The following is a 16,319-nucleotide window of genomic DNA, read 5'->3' as shown; positions in this document are numbered from 1 at the left end:
GTAATATTGTTTACACCATTAGCGGGGGTTGCAACGGAACACCTACAGCACAACAAGCCTTGAAGGTTAATAAACTTACCGAAATCAAAAAGAGTCCAGAGTCAACTTCAATCGTTTACGGTTGTGATGCTCCCATCTTGAGAGTTGAAGCAGATGGTGAAGGTACACTTAAATATCAATGGTACAAGAATAGTTCTGCTTCCAATATTGGCGGAACTAAAATATGGGGAGCAACATCCGATACTTTACAGACACCATTCAACTACAGTGTCGGAAATTATTACTATTATGTGATTGTAACTGCCGGGTGCGGATCAGTAACCAGCAATGTGGCGACGGTAAATATTGTTCCGCAAACGGCCTCAGCGGTCGGCGATTTGTATTATACAGGGCCATCAATGGCGTATACGGCAAATTCAACCAGTAATACGGCAACTGTAACACTTTCAGCAACCATTAAGAATTTACAACCTTGCGGTGATGTGAGAACCGCACTGATTACCTTTGCATTCAAAAATAGCGATGGCAGCTTTACGCCGATACCGAGTGCTCAAAATTTGCCAGTTGGATTCATTGATCCGAATAACCCTGCAAAGGGAGGAACGGCCTCGGCTATTGTTCAGTTGAATATCGCAACTAATGCAGCAAGTGATGTTTTTGATATTTGGGTAATTGTTTCGGGTAACTATACTGGGGATCCTGTTTATTCCGGTGGTGAAGTCACCGTTATGCGACCTGCTGCCGGTGGTGTTATAGCTGGTGGTGCTTGGTTGACAAATACAGCCTCTACCGGTTATATCAAAGGATTCCTTTCTTCGTTGAATTTCAATGTGGAATTTGCCATGAAAGCAAAAGCGGCTGTTAATCCTAAAGGAAAGGTACGGGCATATATTTGGAGCATGAATAAGCCGGATGGAACTAAGGATTTGTTCCCGCATGCTTACTATGTACAAAGTAATGCAATAGCCAGTTTGAATGTTGTAGGAGCTACAACTACGGTTCCTGCTACGGCAACTTTTACTTCAAAGTGTACGGTTTCCGAAATAAAATGGGATGGTTCTATGGCTGCAATAGAAGGCAATTGCCAAATGGTACTCGATCTGAGTGATATCGTGACAGGTCTGACTTTTAATAAACAAGACCTGGTGGGCTTGACAATTCAAAGAAATTCAGGAGGTATTTGGTATTCTAATAATTGGATAAATACAAATACAGTGAAAGTACCTATTTCCTGGGGTAATGTGAATATCAACCCAGGCTCGTCAACACTGGCAAAGGCCGAAGAAATCAATATTGCGGAAAGCAGTGTAACTTCAAATGTTTTGAATATTTTCCCGAATCCGTTCACTAATCGCCTGTATTTTAACTTGCAGGTGCCGGAAGATACGCATGCTTTACTGGAAATGTTCGATCTGACGGGACGCAGGCTTGCTACTGTATTCGATCAACAGGTAACTGCCAATCAGCGGTATGATTTCAACTTTACTCCTACCGGCAATGTGGCTCCAGGCATGTTGATCTATCGGTTAACGGTTGGACAGAAAGTGTATATGGGGAAGGTTATTTACCAACCCCGGTAGAGAATAAATAATCACACTAAGAAGGTTTGGCCTATTCATAGGTCGAAACCTGAAATTGGGGAGTCTGCACATTGTTATGCGGGCTCTCTGTTTTTTATTATTTCTGCTAATCTTTTTTTCTGAGTGGAGTTGTGCGGTGTCTTTCGTTCTTCTAAGATGGTTCTGTTATCGCTTGTAATCTGACTTTTCATATATACGAGAATGGTCGAAGATAATAAAGATTGTAAGTGTGATTTGGTTGATCGGGGAAGAAGCTGAGAATTCAGAGAACTGATTTCTGACCTGTCCTTTTTGTTATTTTTGAGCGGAAACCCATGTTTTGAATCTTCTCCTTGATGCAATAAAATGCGTAGGACTGTGGTTGTGTTGTATGCTAGGATAGTAATGCCAGAATAAGAAGTGCTTTAAAAAAGAAAGTCCGGCAAACCATTAGTTGCCGGACTTTCCTGATGATTGGATTTTGGTTACTTATCCCAGTTTTTGAGTTCTTCTGCGGCATTCGATTGGTCTATAACTTTCACATCAAAGGCCATTTCTTTTTCGTATGGAAGTTTCATAATGGCATTGTACATGTTTTCAACAGCATAGTAGCCCATGCCATGGAAATCCTGCTTCATGGTAGCACAGTTTGGATGATCTTTGATGTATTTCAGTAAAGGTTTCGATGTGTCAAAGAAAACGGCAATTCCTCCTTTTTTCATGAAGTTCGACAGAGCGGGAATGCTATCAACGCCTCTCAGTGCCGGAAGTCCCCAAATCATCTGGACGGCGTCTATGTTTTTATTTTTCTTTAGGTTCATGGTCAGAAGTTCTTCTCCGTAGCCTTCCATTTCGAAGGTATAAATAACGTTGCTGATTTTGTCATTTCCCATTTCCATCTGGAATCCACTAAAGCGTTCTTTCATGTTGCTGGCGTTGACTCCTCCGCTCAATACCAGAATGTGTTGTGGTTTTTTCTTTGCTTTGTCAAAAAGCTCGAACATGGTTTTGCCGCAAACTTTGCCTGCCTTGATGTTGTTAGAGCCGACATAGAATAAGCGATCACTTTTTGCACAGTCAGAATCGAAGGTTCCAACCTTAATACCTGCTTTGATAGCTTTGTTGATGGGTTCTCTTAGCATTTCTTCGTCATTGCAACTGATAATAATACCATCTACTTTGTATTTTATCAGGTTTTCAATCAACTCTTTTTGCTTTGCCCCATCGTTCGAAGTAGGAGCTTCCCACGTGACGGTAATGCCAAGCTTTTTCCCCGCCTGCATGGCGCTCTCTTTTACCTGATTGAAAATTTCATTATCAACTTTGGGAATCACCGCGATAATGATATTTTCTTTCTTTTTCAAGCCGTGCGAGCAAGAGTATAATACACTTGCCAGCAAGCAAACTACCGGGATTAATAGCCAATACTTTTTCATAATATTCAAATTTAAAAAGTTTGAGAATAGAAAAATATTTCGACAGAATACGTGATCAGCTAATTGATGGTTGTTTCGGGGTTCGTATAATTGAATTATTTATGAATGATTTATAAAGGAGGCGCAGGCTTGCTAAACGCAAAGAAGTCTTTCGTTTAATGGTCAAACAGAGAGGTTAAGGATAACTCCGAGATAATAAATTACAGCGTCTTTTTTACAAAGATAAAGCATAAAATAGCGATGTAAATAAGCTGTGTAAAAAAAACATAAAATATTTTTGATTATCCGTATAGCGTTATGTTTTGTAATTACTACTGGATGATTCTATCGTTTTTATGCGTTTGATTTACAAAGTATAAGCGAATTTGAATGATTTGATTGTCAGAAGTGACGCCTAAAAAACAAAGAGTGCTTGGAAATAGGATGACGGGTTGAGACTGAAATAATATTTTTCGGAAGGATTAAAACAACAAACCCCATCGATTGATGGGGTTTGTCGTTTCTGAAATTATTTGTTTTCAATCCATTTGCGGGCATTTACAAATGCTTCGATCCATGGGGTGATTTCATCCGTTGCTTTGCGGTCGAGTGGGTAGTGAGGCCATTGCCATGGGAAGATTGCTCTTTCCAGATGAGGCATCATTGCCAGGTGGCGACCGTTGTCGGAGCAAATACCAGCTGCAGCAAAATCGGAACCGTTAGGGTTACCGGGATATTCGCCGTAGTTGTATTTAGCCACGATGTTGTACTTGTTTTCGGCATACGGGAACTTGAACTTGCCTTCTCCGTGAGCTACCCAGATACCAAGGCTGCTTCCGGCCATTGAACTGAAAAGAACTGAATCGTTCTTTGGAATATTCACACCTACAAAGCAAGATTCGAATTTGTGCGAATCGTTGTGCAACATGTGCGGACGTTCGGCGTGATCCGGGTGTAGCAGGTTCAATTCCACCATCAACTGGCAGCCATTGCAGATACCGAGACTCAACGTGTCGGGACGGGCATAGAAATTGTCGATAGCAGCTTTTGCTTTTTCGTTGAATAGCAAGCCGCCGGCCCATCCTTTGGCAGAACCCAATACGTCGGAGTTGGAGAAACCGCCACAGAAAACAACGAAGTTGACATCTTCCAGCGTCTCACGTCCGGTAGCAAGGTCGGTAGCATGAACGTCTTTCACATCAAACCCGGCAAGGTAGAGTGCATACGCCATTTCACGTTCGCCATTGGTTCCTTTTTCGCGGATAATGGCAGCTTTGACGCCTGATGGTTTGCGATCGGGAGAAATGCCATATTGACTCATTTGGCCGCTGAAGTCTTTGTTGAAACTGAACTGAAGCGGTTGGTTTTTATAATTGTCAAAACGGGCTTTTGCACAAGCTTCTCCGCTTTGTCTGCGGTCGAGCAGATACGACGGTTTGTACCAAAGATAGCGAAGACGATCGATGTCGAATTTGAATTTGAAATCGTTATATCCTACAGAAACATATCGTTCTTCCACCGGTTTTGCAATTGCAGCGTAATAAATACTGCTTTCGTTCAATACTGCTTCTACCGCTTTGGTATCTTTTACCTGAACCAATACGGCAGGATTTTCTGCAAAGAGCAGTTCCAGTTCGCCGATGATTTTTTCGGAAACGTTGTTCAGGTTGACCTGTAAACCGCCTTTAGTGTTAGCAAAGCACATTTCGAGCAGAGCAGTGAGAAGACCGCCGGCAGAAATATCGTGTCCGGCCAGAACCAAGCCCTTGTTGATCAATGTTTGAACGGCGTTGAATGCCCGACTGAAATAAGCAGCGCTGCTTACGTTTGGTGTTGCATCGCCAAGTAAATTCAATGTTTGTGCCAATGCCGAACCTCCCAATTGTAAATCGGTATTCGAAAAATCAATCAGGTAAAGAGTCGAGTCAGGGTCATTAACCAGTACCGGAGAAATCGTTTTGCGGATATCGCTCACTTCACCTGCGGCAGAGATAATAACGGTACCAGGGGATAACACTTTTTCGTCTCCGTATTTCTGCGTCATCGAGAGACTGTCTTTTCCGGTAGGAATGTTGATGCCTAATTCGCAGGCAAAACGGCTGCAAGCCTCAACAGCACGATACAAACGTGAATCTTCACCCGGGTTTTTGCAAGGCCACATCCAGTTGGCACTGAGAGAAACGCTCTTCAAACCATCGGCAAGGGGAGCCCATACTAAATTGGTGAGCGATTCGGCAATTGCAAGAACAGAACCGGCTTCCGGGTCAACCAGTGCAGCCATTGAAGCATGGCCGATGGAGGTTGCGATACCTGCTTTGCCACGGTAGTCGAGAGCAACTACAGCAACGTCATTCAATGGTAACTGAATTTCACCGGCTGTCTGTTGTTTGGCAATTTTACCGGTTACCGAACGGTCAACTTTGTTGGTCAGCCAGTCTTTGCAGGCAACACTTTCAAGTTGCAGTACGTTTTCGATGTATTTGTAAACCTGAGTAGCGTCAGCGGCTACCGGTGCATATTTTTCGTCGTTGGTAGTATCGGTAATGATAGTGCGAGGCGGTTTGCCGATCATGTAATCCAAACGCAGGTCGATAGGACGTTCGCCGTCTTTTTGTTCAAAAACAAATTGCATATCGCCGGTTGTTTCGCCAACCACGTACATCGGAGCGCGTTCGCGTTCTGCAATTTTGCGGATATGTTCAATTTCTTTTTCTTCCACCAGCAAGCCCATGCGTTCCTGACTTTCGTTACCAATAATTTCTTTGGCCGAAAGGGTAGGGTCGCCTACAGGAAGTTGGCTCATGTCGATTTTGCCACCGGTAGCTTCTACCAATTCGGAGAGGCAGTTCAGGTGTCCACCTGCGCCGTGGTCGTGGATAGAAACAATAGGTGTTTCGTCCGCTTCAGCCAGTGCACGAATCACGTTGGCAACGCGTTTTTGCATTTCAGGGTTGGCACGTTGAACAGCATTTAATTCGATAGAATTGTCGTATTGTCCTGTGTCTACCGATGATACAGCGCCACCGCCCATACCGATGCGGTAGTTGTCGCCACCCATCACAATTACTTTCTGACCGGGTTGAGGTTCGCCTTTGAGGCAATCTTTCTTTTTTGCATAACCTACACCACCGGCCTGCATAATTACTTTGTCGTAACCATATTCTTTGCCGTTTTCTGTATGTTCAAAAGTCAGTAAAGATCCACAGATAAGCGGTTGTCCGAATTTATTTCCAAAATCGCTTGCTCCGTTTGAAGCTTTGATAAGGATTTGTTCCGGAGTTTGGTATAGCCATTTGCGGGCAGGAATGTTTTGTTCCCAGGTACGTGAAGCATCATTGCGGGCGTAAGAGGTCATGTAAACCGCAGTGCCGGCAATGGGTAAGCTTGCTTTTCCACCACCGAGACGGTCGCGGATTTCTCCTCCGGTACCGGTTGCGGCTCCGTTGAAAGGTTCTACTGTGGTTGGGAAGTTATGTGTTTCGGCTTTCAGAGAAATAACCGATTCAAAAGGTTTTGTTTCAAAAAATCCCGGTTTTTCGCTTTCGTTCGGTGCAAATTGTTCAACAATAGGGCCTTCGCTGAAAGCAACGTTGTCTTTGTAGGCTGAAACAAGTTTGTTGGGATTGGTGGTCGATGTTTTTTTGATCAGTTGGAAAAGAGTAGAAGGTTTTTCTTCTCCGTCGATAATATATTGACCGTTGAATATTTTATGACGACAGTGTTCCGAATTTACCTGAGAGAATCCGAATACTTCGCTGTCAGTCAGTTTGCGCCCGATTTTTTCACTTACGCCGTTAAGGTATTCAATTTCATCGTCATTCAAAGCAAGTCCTTCGCTTTTGTTATAAGAAGCGATATCGTCGATGTAGCGGATAGGATCCGGAGTTTTGCTGATGGTGAAAATGTCCTGCGTTAAGCGAGCATAAACACGTTGCAACATCGGGTCATGGTCATCCTGCGCATCGGCGGGGAAGAACTCTTCTATACGCAAAATGCCGTCAATTCCCATGTTCTGAGTAATTTCGACGGCATTTGTACTCCACGGCGTTATCATTTCGCGGCGTGGGCCTATGAAAGTGCCAATGATTTCATCTTCTTGCACAACGGTGGCATTCTCGAATAACCAGGTTAATTTCTCAAGGTCAGACGAGGTGAAAGCCTCTTTGGATTGGACAGCAATTATGTGACTGTCAGGGGATTTGAAAAATGTTATCATGTGAGGGGTTGAAATGATTTTCAATCCTGCAAATTTAGCAAAAAAACAAATACTGTCCAATTCAAACTGTATGGAATATAGGGCAAAATACAGAATATGATCGCATGGATATTTTGGGGTTGAACGGCCTTATTAAAGTATTGATAAATTCCAGCAAAGATTGCAGGAACTTCTTCAAAAGAAGTACATTTGTATTCCTTTTATTTAAGAATAAAATTTATGAAGAAAATACTGTTATTTGCTTTTTTGATGTTTGATGCGTGCCTCGTAAGTGCTCTGAATCAGGGGGTGAAACATTTTGTGGAAGCTCCTAATTTTAAGGGAGGTAATCTGGCTGTTTTGGTGAAGGATGTCAAGAGTGGGAAAGTGGTGCTGGATTATCGCAGCGAAAAGAGTCTGATGCCGGCATCCAATATGAAACTGATAACGACGGCTACAGCTCTTGAGTTATTGGGGGCTGATTTTCGATTCGAAACGCCACTCGAATATGACGGAACCATTGATGCGCAAGGTGTTCTTCATGGAAATATTTATATTGTCGGCACTGGCGATCCAACTATCGGTTCGGAAGTTTTTAATGATCATGACTTTATCCAGCGTTGGGTGGACGCAGTGCAGAAAGCCGGCATTAAAACTGTATTGGGGCATGTCGTTGCGAACGTTTCTGCATTCGACAAGGAGGTGACACCTCCCGACTGGACTTGGGAAAATATGGGAAATTACTTTGCAGCAGGAGTTTTTGGTCTTTCGGTTTATGATAACATGTATGCTATTCATTTCAAAACCGGAGCTCCGGGTACCACTCCGCAGATTTTGGGAACAACACCTCCTATGTACGAAATGGTCTTCCATAATATGTTGAAGGCCGGGAAAACAGGAGAAGATGACGACGATGGCTATTTGCATGGAGCTCCATTTAGTAACGAGCGCTATATAACAGGTACAATTCCTTCTAACCGGGAACAGTTTAGTATTCATGGAGATATGCCTAATCCTCCGCTTAAGTTGGCAACTTTGTTGACAGAAAAGCTCAACGGAGCTGGTGTTGCTGTGTCCGGTGCACCTTTGGATGAGTTTCAAAACAGCGACCATCATACGCGTTTCTTTGTCCATCAGTCGCCCACGCTTGCTGAAATTGTAAAGGAAACCAACATGCAGAGTAATAACCTGTACGCGGAACATATCTTCAAAAGACTGGCGCTGATTAATAATGCTGTGGCAACAAGAGATGAGGCAACCCGGGTTGTACGCGATTTCTGGAAACAGCATGGAGCGGATGTTTCAACACTGTTTCAGCACGATGGTTGCGGAATGTCTCCAATGAATGGTGTTTCACCCCGCTTTTTTGTCGAATTGCTTTCCTATATGAGAACTCAGAGTAAATATAAAGACGCGTTTTTTAAGTCTCTTCCTGTTGCCGGACAAAGTGGTACGCTCAAAAAATTACTTGACGGTACTCCTCTTGCCGGGAAGGTGATGGCGAAAAGCGGTTCTATCAGAAGAGTGCTTTGCTACTCCGGTTATATGGAGCTGAGTAATAAGGAGTACGCATTCTCTGTTATGGTAAATAACTACACAGGAAGTTCTACCGAAGCCCGAAAGATGATAGAACAGTTGCTTTTGAGTGTGCGATGAGTAATGATGATAAATGATTGAATATGATGAATATAACTCGATGTTGCTTTGTGTTGGCGTGCGCCGGGATTTCGCTGACTCTTTTTGCGCAGAAAACAAACGTGTTATTTCCTTCCAAAGTGAAATTGCCCAATGGATGGACAATCACACCTGTCGGGAAAAATATTACGTTGGGCGATTTACCGCTGAATATGGCAGTGAGTCATAATAAGCGTTGGATAGCGGTTACCAATAATGGGCAAAGTACCCAGACTATTGACCTGATTGATGTTGCTAAAGAAGAAAAGATTGCATCAATGCCGATTGCAAAGGCTTGGTATGGATTGGCTTTTAGTCCGGATAATCGTAGCTTGTTTGTTTCCGGAGGAAATGATAATGCCATTTACCGTTATCAGGTTTCGGGAAGTGGATTGCATGCCGGAGATACAATTCGGTTAGGCAAACCATGGCCACAAAAAATTTCACCGGCCGGAATGGCGCTTGATAGCAAACGGAACCGTCTTTACGTTGTTACTCGTGAAAATAATTCACTTTATGTGGTTAATCCGGATTCCAAAACCGTGTTGCATGTGCTATCTTTAGGCAATGAAGCTTATACTTGTTTGTTGTCGGCGGACAATAAAAAACTCTATATTAGTGTGTGGGGTGGACGAAAAGTGAAAGTTTACGATTGTGACCAGAATACTATTACGGCAGAAATTCCGGTAGGCAGTAATCCCAACGAGATGTGCCTGGCCAAAAACGGACATTTCCTGTTTGTGGCTAATGCCAATGATAATACGGTTTCTGTAATTGATACAAGAAAAAATGAAGTGGTGGAAACGTTGAATGCAGCTTTGTATCCGAATGCTCCGAGTGGTTCTACAACAAATGGACTAGCCCTTAGTGAAAACGGGAAAATGCTTTATATTGCCAATGCCGATAACAATTGTCTGGCAGTGTTTGATGTCTCCAAAACTCCGGAGAGCAAGGCGAAAGGTTTTATTCCGGTAGGGTGGTATCCCTCAAATGTGAAGGTGGTAGGCAAAAATATCTTTGTGACGAATGCCAAAGGATTGACCTCTTTGCCAAATCCTTTAGGGCCGAACCCGACAATGAAAAAAGAAACAGTGACCTATCAGCAGGGAGATAGTTCAAAGCCAGTTAAAGTTCAGTATATTGCGGGTCTGTTAACCGGCTCGATGAGTATTTTGAAAGAACCATCGGCAAATTTGTTAAGTCTGTATTCTCAACAGGTATATCAAAATACGCCTTATTCAAAAGAAAAGGAGCTGAATGCTCCGGGCGAGGTTGGTAATCCGATACCCATGAAGGTGGGAGATGTGTCGCCTATTAAACATGTGTTTTACGTGATAAAGGAAAATCGAACCTACGATCAGGTACTTGGCGACGTGAAAGCCGGAAATGGCGATACGACGCTGGTGCTGTTTGGTGAGAAAATCACACCTAATCAACACGATTTGGTTGATCGGTTTGTGCTGCTGGATAATTTTTACGTAGATGCGGAAGTGAGCGCCGATGGGCATAACTGGAGTACAGGAGCTTATGCAACAGATTATCTTGAAAAAACATGGCCTACTTATTACGGCGGAAGAGGCGGACGCTATGATGCGGAAGGTAATCGGGCTATTGCTAATAATCGCGATGGATTTATCTGGGATTTATGTAAAAGGCATAACGTGACTTATCGTACTTATGGCGAGTTTGCCGATAATTACAAACCGAACATTCCGGTGCTAAAAGGACATGTTGCTCATTTTACGGGCTTTGATCTGGCGGTGCGCGATACGACACGTTTTAATCAGTGGAAAGCGGATTTCGATTCGTTGGTTGCAAAAAATGCATTGCCTCGCTTTTCGACGGTTCGTTTTGTTTGCGATCATACGGAAGGTATGCGTGCGGGGAAACCGACTCCCTATGCTTTTGCTGCGGACAATGACCTGGCAGTAGGATTATTTGTTGAGCATATCTCGAAGAGTCCGGTATGGAAAGAATCTGCTATTTTTATAGTAGAAGATGATGCACAGAATGGTCCTGATCATGTGGATGCGCACAGAAGTCCGGCTTATATTGTCAGTCCTTACGTTAGGCGACACTTTGTGGATCATACCATGTATTCCACCAGTGGCATTTTGCGTACAATGGAGCTGATTTTAGGATTGCCACCCATGACGCAATACGATGCAGCAGCAACGCCTTTGTGGCGCTGTTTCACATCAACGCCTGATTTGGCTTCGTATGAGCATTTGCCTTCGAATATCAATCTTGATGATAAGAATCCATTTGATAAAAAACTATCGGCCCTTTCAGATAAGTTCAACTGGACAAAAGAAGATCAGGTGCCCGATCTTGTCTTTAATGAAATATTGTGGCAGGGTCTCAAAAATGCCAAAGCTCCTGCACCGATGAGATCGGCATTTTTGAATGTTCAGCAAAAAGATAAGGATGACGATTAGTGTATCGTAATATATCAACCCTTTAATAATGAAGCCTTATGACACAAGAATCAGATTTAGATCCTGTTGAGGTTTTTGCGGGAACTTCCTGGGAAGCCGGTATGTTAGTCAGTTTGTTGGCCGATAATGACATTGAAGCATATTTCAATGATGAAATTCTGGGTAGGGTGGCTCCATGGGTGGCTGAACCCGGAGGCGTTGGAGCTATAAAAGTGGTCGTCGCAGCGAAGGATTATGAACAAGCAATGAAAGTGGTTAAGGAATTTAGCAAAACATTGCAATAAAAGGAGGTAAATAAAAAAGCGTATGTTCGAGGATATAAAAAGAATTTCATTTAGGCATAAAAACAATAAACCCTGGTATTATTTGAGAAATAATTTACGGAGATTTTATCCGTCCTATATTTTTCAAAATCAACTAGATGGAAAATTGAACGACCTTAATGGTTTTGATAAAGAGTATATAAAACAACGTGTGAACTATTACAACCGGCTGGTAGAAAAAGTTGATTTGTTAGTTGATGCGCCTTCCTTATCACAATTTAAATTAGGGGAAAAGCAGAAAACCTATTTTTTTGATTCTTTCGAATATACGCGTTATTACTCTTCGAAACTGAAAGCCCGATTTCTGTTTGGAGATATTACAGAGGTGCCCTCAGAGCCATCTATCGTCAAGAGCAGACCGATTGAAGGTGATGTTGCAAATTCCGTTGTCCTGAATCTGGATAAAATTCGTCATTTCCTTTTTGTGAAAGATCAGAAGAGCTTTGCAGAGAAGAAAGATATGCTGGTGGGGCGCTCCAAAGCCCGTCAGCAACATCGTTTGCGTTTTTTGGATATGTATTTCAATCATCCCATGTGTAATATTGGTCAGGTAAACCGGGATGTGAATCTGCAGTTTCTGGCAAACCGGATGACTATCGGAGAACATTTGGATTATAAGTTTATTCTGTGTCTTGAAGGAAATGATGTGGCCAGTAACCTCAAATGGGTGATGTCGTCCAATTCGCTGGCAATTATGCCAAAACCAAAATACGAGACTTGGTTTATGGAAGGAACGCTGATTCCTGATTATCATTATGTTTTAATCAAAGACGATTATTCCGATTTGGAAGAACGGATGAAGTACTATATTGAGCATCAGGATGAGGCGCTTCGGATTATTGAAAATGCACACCAATATATCCGGCAGTTTCAAAACAAGCGGCAAGAGGATGTCATCTCATTATTGGTGCTGAAGAAATATTTTGAAATGACAAACCAAAAGATATAAATGAGAAAGCCTCTGTTTATCGGCATTTATGATAAACAGAGGCTTTCGATATTAATGCACTGGTGTGTTACTTCTTTTTCTGCGGGTACTTTCTGAAAAAGCTTTTTAGCTTCAGTGATAGTACACCGAAAAATGCTTCCCCAAAAATGCCGCCGTTCATCTTTGATACGCCCAAAACTCTGTTTGAGAATACAATGGGTACTTCAACGATATTGAAACCACATTTAAATGCTGTGAATTTCATTTCAATCTGGAAGGCATATCCTTTGAAACGGATTTTATCCAGCTCAATAGTTTCAAGCACTTCGCGGCGATAACATTTGAATCCGGCTGTCGTGTCGAATATTTTCAGTCCGGTAACAATTCGTACATAAGTAGATGCGAAATAGGACATAACAACCCGTCCGATGGGCCAGTTGATAACATTTACGACATGACCGACATAGCGGGAACCGATTGCGACATCGCCACCGCCGGTTGTGCAGGCCTCATACAAACGGAGCAGGTCTTTCGGGTCGTGCGAAAAATCCGCATCCATTTCAAAGATAAAATCGTATTTATGTTCGATTGACCAGCGAAAACCTGCAATGTAAGCAGTTCCTAATCCCAATTTTCCTTTGCGTTCAACCATGTGCAGCGATTCCTGAAATTCACCCTGCAATCGTTTTACTATGTCGGCAGTGCCATCGGGCGAACCATCGTCAATGATAAGAATATGAAAGGGTTTGGGTAACGAAAAAACAGCGCGGATGATGGCTTCTATGTTCTCTTTTTCGTTGTAAGTCGGAATAATAACAATACTATCAGACACGGGAAAGATGTTTTTGGTTAGTGGTGTGATAATTACGGTGCGAAGATAGGAACAAATGCTGAAAACTGTTCCGTTGAGTTCGGATAAAAATTAAAAATAAAAATGGCGATGATGTTAAAAGATATATAAGAATTGAGCTTTATTCTTCCAGTAAATCTCTCAGTGATTCTACAATAGCATCTTCCCATCCTTCAACAATGTTCTCATAAGCTTCATCCGGAATGTTTGTCTGGTTTATTTCCAGGTCGGTGCCTTTTTTGTCTGTGTGAGTTTTGATAGTCACGAGTGATGTTTCAGTCTCCCCGAAATACCATTCCTGTACGATCTTTTTATCTTGTTCGAATTCAATATTTTTGCCACAAATGTCTCCGCCCCACCATTCAAATTCTGAGTCAGGAGTAGTGCTCATTATCGCATCTTCGCCTGTCCATAAAGCAATGATTTCCGGGTTGGTCAAAGCTGCATATACATCTTGAGGTGTGGCTTTGATGATAAAATGTTTTTTGAAAGTTTGCATGAGGTTGAAATTTAGTCAGGTGAGATATATAAACGAAATAATAAAAAAGATTGCAGTAGCAACTACGGTTCCACGGCAAGCATGCCAATAATCGGCTTTGTAAAACAGAAAGAACAGCCCAAGGTTTGGAAAGGTGCTTAAAAGTACCAGTTTCCCAAATAAAGGTAATCCGGATTTTGCTGTGGCGATGAGGGCATCCCACATTTCCAGGTCTCCTTTGTATGCAGTATGAAAGTATGTTAACCCAAAAATAACAGGTAAAATGATCGAGACCAGGAGTCCGATCCAGAATTTATCAACGATCTTCATGTTATTAAAGGTTCCAACTGGTTAATTCGTCTATTACCTCGTAAGCCGTCATGTCAATTTTTGTCGGAACAACTGCAATATAATCGTTTGTCAGTGCCCATTCGTCAGTGTCGGAGGCTTCGGGTTCACTGTTGGTGAAATTGCCGGTCAGCCAAAAGTATGGATGTCCGTTCGGATCTTCGTGGCGAACAAATTCTTCCGTCCATAATCCATTGGCTTGCCGACAGATTTTGATCCCTTTAGGAGGGTTTTCCGGCATGTTGACATTTAGACAAACTCCATAAGGCAGTCCTTTTTCAAGAACCTTTTCCGCAATTTTCTTTACAAAAGGAATAACGTGCGAAAATTCAGCATCGGCATGATGATTACATAAGGAATAACCAATGGAAGGAACTTTATTAATGCATCCTTCAATAGTTGCTCCCATTGTGCCTGAATAAACTACGCTTATTGAAGAATTAGTGCCGTGGTTGATTCCGGTTACCAATAAATCGGGTTTTTTGTCTTTGAATAAAATATTGAGTGCAAGTTTTACGCAATCAACGGGAGTACCGGAACAGCGGTATATCTTCAGACCTTCTTCCTCATGAACTTTGTGTAAACGTGTCGGAATTGAAACTGTGATGGCGCTGGACATTCCCGAGCGGGGTCCGTCGGGTCCAACAACAATAACATCTCCCAACGGTAACATTGCATCCTTGAGTTCTTTTATTCCTTTTGCCGTTAAGCCGTCATCGTTGGTTATTAATATGCAGGGTCTCATATTGGACGTTGTTTTTAAGCCTTTTGTCTGTTGTATTATATAATATGGTACAAAATTACTCATTTTAATACACTTTCTGGCGACATTGCCTCGCAATTTTAGTGTACGTGTGTTTCCCGATCGGGATTAGGGTGTGTGATATTCAGATATTGTATTTTTTTAGAAAATAATCTCTATATTTGACGCAGTAAACCTATGCTAAAATAGTATCATGATTAATCCGGAAATTTTACACGAAATTACTCCTTTATCTGAAAAGGATTGTTTTTATATTGTGGAAAGAAATAAATCGGAATTTACTTTCCCGTTGCACCGACATTTGGAGTATGAACTGAATTATATAGAACATGCAGAAGGTGCGCGCAGAACTGTAGGAGATTCTGTAGAGGTAATATCTAATTTTGATTTGGTGCTTATAACCGGAAGTGAACTGGAGCATACCTGGGAAAATCATAAGTGTAATGCAAAGGAAATAAGAGAAATAACGATTCAGTTTTCTCCGGAATTGTTTTTTAAAAACTTCATAGATAAGCATCAGTTTAAAAGTATTAAAGTCATGCTTGAGCAGGCTCAGAAAGGATTATATTTTCCTCTTGATACAATTCTTCATGTTCGACCGTTGCTTAATTCATTATCACATGAAAAGCAAGGGTTTTATGCTGTGATGAACTTTTTAAGTCTGCTCTATGAATTGTCCTTGAGTAACGGAGCTCGTACTCTTTCAAGCAGTGCATTTGCACGGGTTAAATTGCCAGCCGACAGCAGACGGGTTCAGAAAGTGCATGATTATCTGATGCAAAATTATACACAGGAGATTAGATTGGGAAAGCTGGCTGATATGGTTGGAATGAGTGAAGTGGCTTTCAGTCGGTTCTTTAGGTTAAGGACAGGCAAGAGTGTGACAGATTATCTTCTTGATATCAGAATAGGAAATGCTATCCGAATGCTTGTCGATTCAACGCAGTCTGTTTCTGAGATTTGCTATAGTTGTGGGTTTAATAATTTGTCAAATTTTAATAGAATATTTCGCAAAAGAAAAGGATGCACACCGAAGGAATTTCGCGAGAACTATAATAAGAAAAAGACAATTGTGTGATAAGAAAGTATGATTGGATATGAAAAACTAGTACAATTAATTTGGGTAAAGAAAGTATTATATTTTGATAAAATTGTATTTGAGATAGGCGAGGCAACTCGCCTATTTTTGTATCCGTGATACTGGTTCAAAGAATCAGCACGAAAAGTGTAATATGATTTGCCTCAAAGGAAATGTTATTTCAACGGCATACTACACTCTGATTTTTGAAGTACAACCTAAAACTAAATACGCATGACTTAACACGTCCCTCTTATTACTCCGAGTATT

At 41.9% G+C, this 16,319-nt stretch carries 12 protein-coding genes; 6 read left to right on the top strand and 6 right to left on the bottom strand.

The features are described from left to right. Positions 1-1,580 (top strand): T9SS type A sorting domain-containing protein (locus F8N35_RS08665; protein WP_293051409.1); only part of this gene is annotated, 1,580 nt, incomplete at its 5' end. Between the two features lie 464 nt (positions 1,581-2,044). Here F8N35_RS08665 and F8N35_RS08660 read toward each other — a convergent pair. Both F8N35_RS08660 and purL read right to left on the bottom strand, forming a co-directional pair. Next, the gene (locus tag F8N35_RS08660) at positions 2,045-2,995 is read right to left on the bottom strand and encodes a substrate-binding domain-containing protein (RefSeq protein WP_293051406.1); all 951 of its coding nucleotides are present in this window, start codon (positions 2,993-2,995) and stop codon (positions 2,045-2,047) included. 508 nt (positions 2,996-3,503) lie between these two features. Beyond that, entirely contained in the window at positions 3,504-7,190 is a 3,687-nt protein-coding gene (gene purL / locus F8N35_RS08655) for a phosphoribosylformylglycinamidine synthase (RefSeq protein WP_293051403.1), read from the bottom strand. Between the two features lie 219 nt (positions 7,191-7,409). Between purL and dacB the strand changes: the two genes are divergently transcribed. The 4 genes from dacB to F8N35_RS08635 all read left to right on the top strand — a co-directional run bounded on the left by dacB (position 7,410) and on the right by F8N35_RS08635 (position 12,553). Continuing rightward, a complete protein-coding gene (gene dacB, locus F8N35_RS08650; protein WP_293051401.1) occupies positions 7,410-8,825 on the top strand; it encodes a D-alanyl-D-alanine carboxypeptidase/D-alanyl-D-alanine-endopeptidase in 1,416 nt (471 codons plus the stop codon). 23 nt (positions 8,826-8,848) lie between these two features. Beyond that, positions 8,849-11,281 (top strand): bifunctional YncE family protein/alkaline phosphatase family protein, encoded by a 2,433-nt coding sequence (locus F8N35_RS08645; protein ID WP_293051398.1) that lies wholly within the window; start codon positions 8,849-8,851, stop codon positions 11,279-11,281. 38 nt (positions 11,282-11,319) lie between these two features. Then, entirely contained in the window at positions 11,320-11,565 is a 246-nt protein-coding gene (locus tag F8N35_RS08640; RefSeq protein WP_293051394.1) for a DUF2007-related protein, read from the top strand. 145 nt (positions 11,566-11,710) lie between these two features. Continuing rightward, positions 11,711-12,553 (top strand): glycosyl transferase family 90, encoded by an 843-nt coding sequence (locus F8N35_RS08635; protein ID WP_293051391.1) that lies wholly within the window; start codon positions 11,711-11,713, stop codon positions 12,551-12,553. A 67-nt stretch (positions 12,554-12,620) separates the two neighbouring features. Here F8N35_RS08635 and F8N35_RS08630 read toward each other — a convergent pair whose 3' ends face one another. From F8N35_RS08630 to surE, 4 genes are all read right to left on the bottom strand, one after another. Continuing rightward, on the bottom strand, positions 12,621-13,364 hold the full coding sequence (locus tag F8N35_RS08630; RefSeq protein WP_293051389.1) for a polyprenol monophosphomannose synthase: 744 nt from the start codon (positions 13,362-13,364) through the stop codon (positions 12,621-12,623). A gap of 139 nt (positions 13,365-13,503) precedes the next feature. Continuing rightward, a complete protein-coding gene (locus F8N35_RS08625) occupies positions 13,504-13,881 on the bottom strand; it encodes an SRPBCC domain-containing protein (RefSeq protein ID WP_293051386.1) in 378 nt (125 codons plus the stop codon). A gap of 15 nt (positions 13,882-13,896) precedes the next feature. After that, positions 13,897-14,190 (bottom strand): hypothetical protein, encoded by a 294-nt coding sequence (locus F8N35_RS08620; RefSeq protein WP_293051383.1) that lies wholly within the window; start codon positions 14,188-14,190, stop codon positions 13,897-13,899. A 4-nt stretch (positions 14,191-14,194) separates the two neighbouring features. Continuing rightward, positions 14,195-14,953 carry a 5'/3'-nucleotidase SurE gene (surE, locus tag F8N35_RS08615; protein ID WP_293051380.1) on the bottom strand — a complete coding sequence of 253 codons (759 nt, stop codon included), beginning with the start codon at positions 14,951-14,953 and terminating at the stop codon, positions 14,195-14,197. Between the two features lie 211 nt (positions 14,954-15,164). On the opposite strand from surE, the gene F8N35_RS08610 reads away from it, so the two are divergent. Next, entirely contained in the window at positions 15,165-16,049 is an 885-nt protein-coding gene (locus F8N35_RS08610; RefSeq protein WP_293051377.1) for an AraC family transcriptional regulator, read from the top strand. Positions 16,050-16,319: the final 270 nt, after the last annotated feature.

Origin of the sequence: Paludibacter sp., assembly GCF_009712605.1 — a bacterium.
In the GTDB taxonomy this organism is placed as follows: Bacteria; Bacteroidota; Bacteroidia; order Bacteroidales; family Paludibacteraceae; genus Microbacter.
The sequence above is the reverse complement of the archived record's forward strand: the minus strand, read 5'-3'. Positions and strand labels throughout refer to the sequence as shown.

What these genes read in the sequence shown, in the direction of transcription:
- F8N35_RS08660 (WP_293051406.1), bottom strand. Translation starts at nt 2,995, where the DNA reads ATGAAAAAGTATTGGCTATTAATCCCGGTAGTTTGCTTGCTGGCAAGT.
- purL (WP_293051403.1), bottom strand. Translation starts at nt 7,190, where the DNA reads ATGATAACATTTTTCAAATCCCCTGACAGTCACATAATTGCTGTCCAA.
- dacB (WP_293051401.1), top strand. Translation starts at nt 7,410, where the DNA reads ATGAAGAAAATACTGTTATTTGCTTTTTTGATGTTTGATGCGTGCCTC.
- F8N35_RS08645 (WP_293051398.1), top strand. Translation starts at nt 8,849, where the DNA reads ATGATGAATATAACTCGATGTTGCTTTGTGTTGGCGTGCGCCGGGATT.
- F8N35_RS08640 (WP_293051394.1), top strand. Translation starts at nt 11,320, where the DNA reads ATGACACAAGAATCAGATTTAGATCCTGTTGAGGTTTTTGCGGGAACT.
- F8N35_RS08625 (WP_293051386.1), bottom strand. Translation starts at nt 13,881, where the DNA reads ATGCAAACTTTCAAAAAACATTTTATCATCAAAGCCACACCTCAAGAT.
- F8N35_RS08620 (WP_293051383.1), bottom strand. Translation starts at nt 14,190, where the DNA reads ATGAAGATCGTTGATAAATTCTGGATCGGACTCCTGGTCTCGATCATT.
- surE (WP_293051380.1), bottom strand. Translation starts at nt 14,953, where the DNA reads ATGAGACCCTGCATATTAATAACCAACGATGACGGCTTAACGGCAAAA.
- F8N35_RS08610 (WP_293051377.1), top strand. Translation starts at nt 15,165, where the DNA reads ATGATTAATCCGGAAATTTTACACGAAATTACTCCTTTATCTGAAAAG.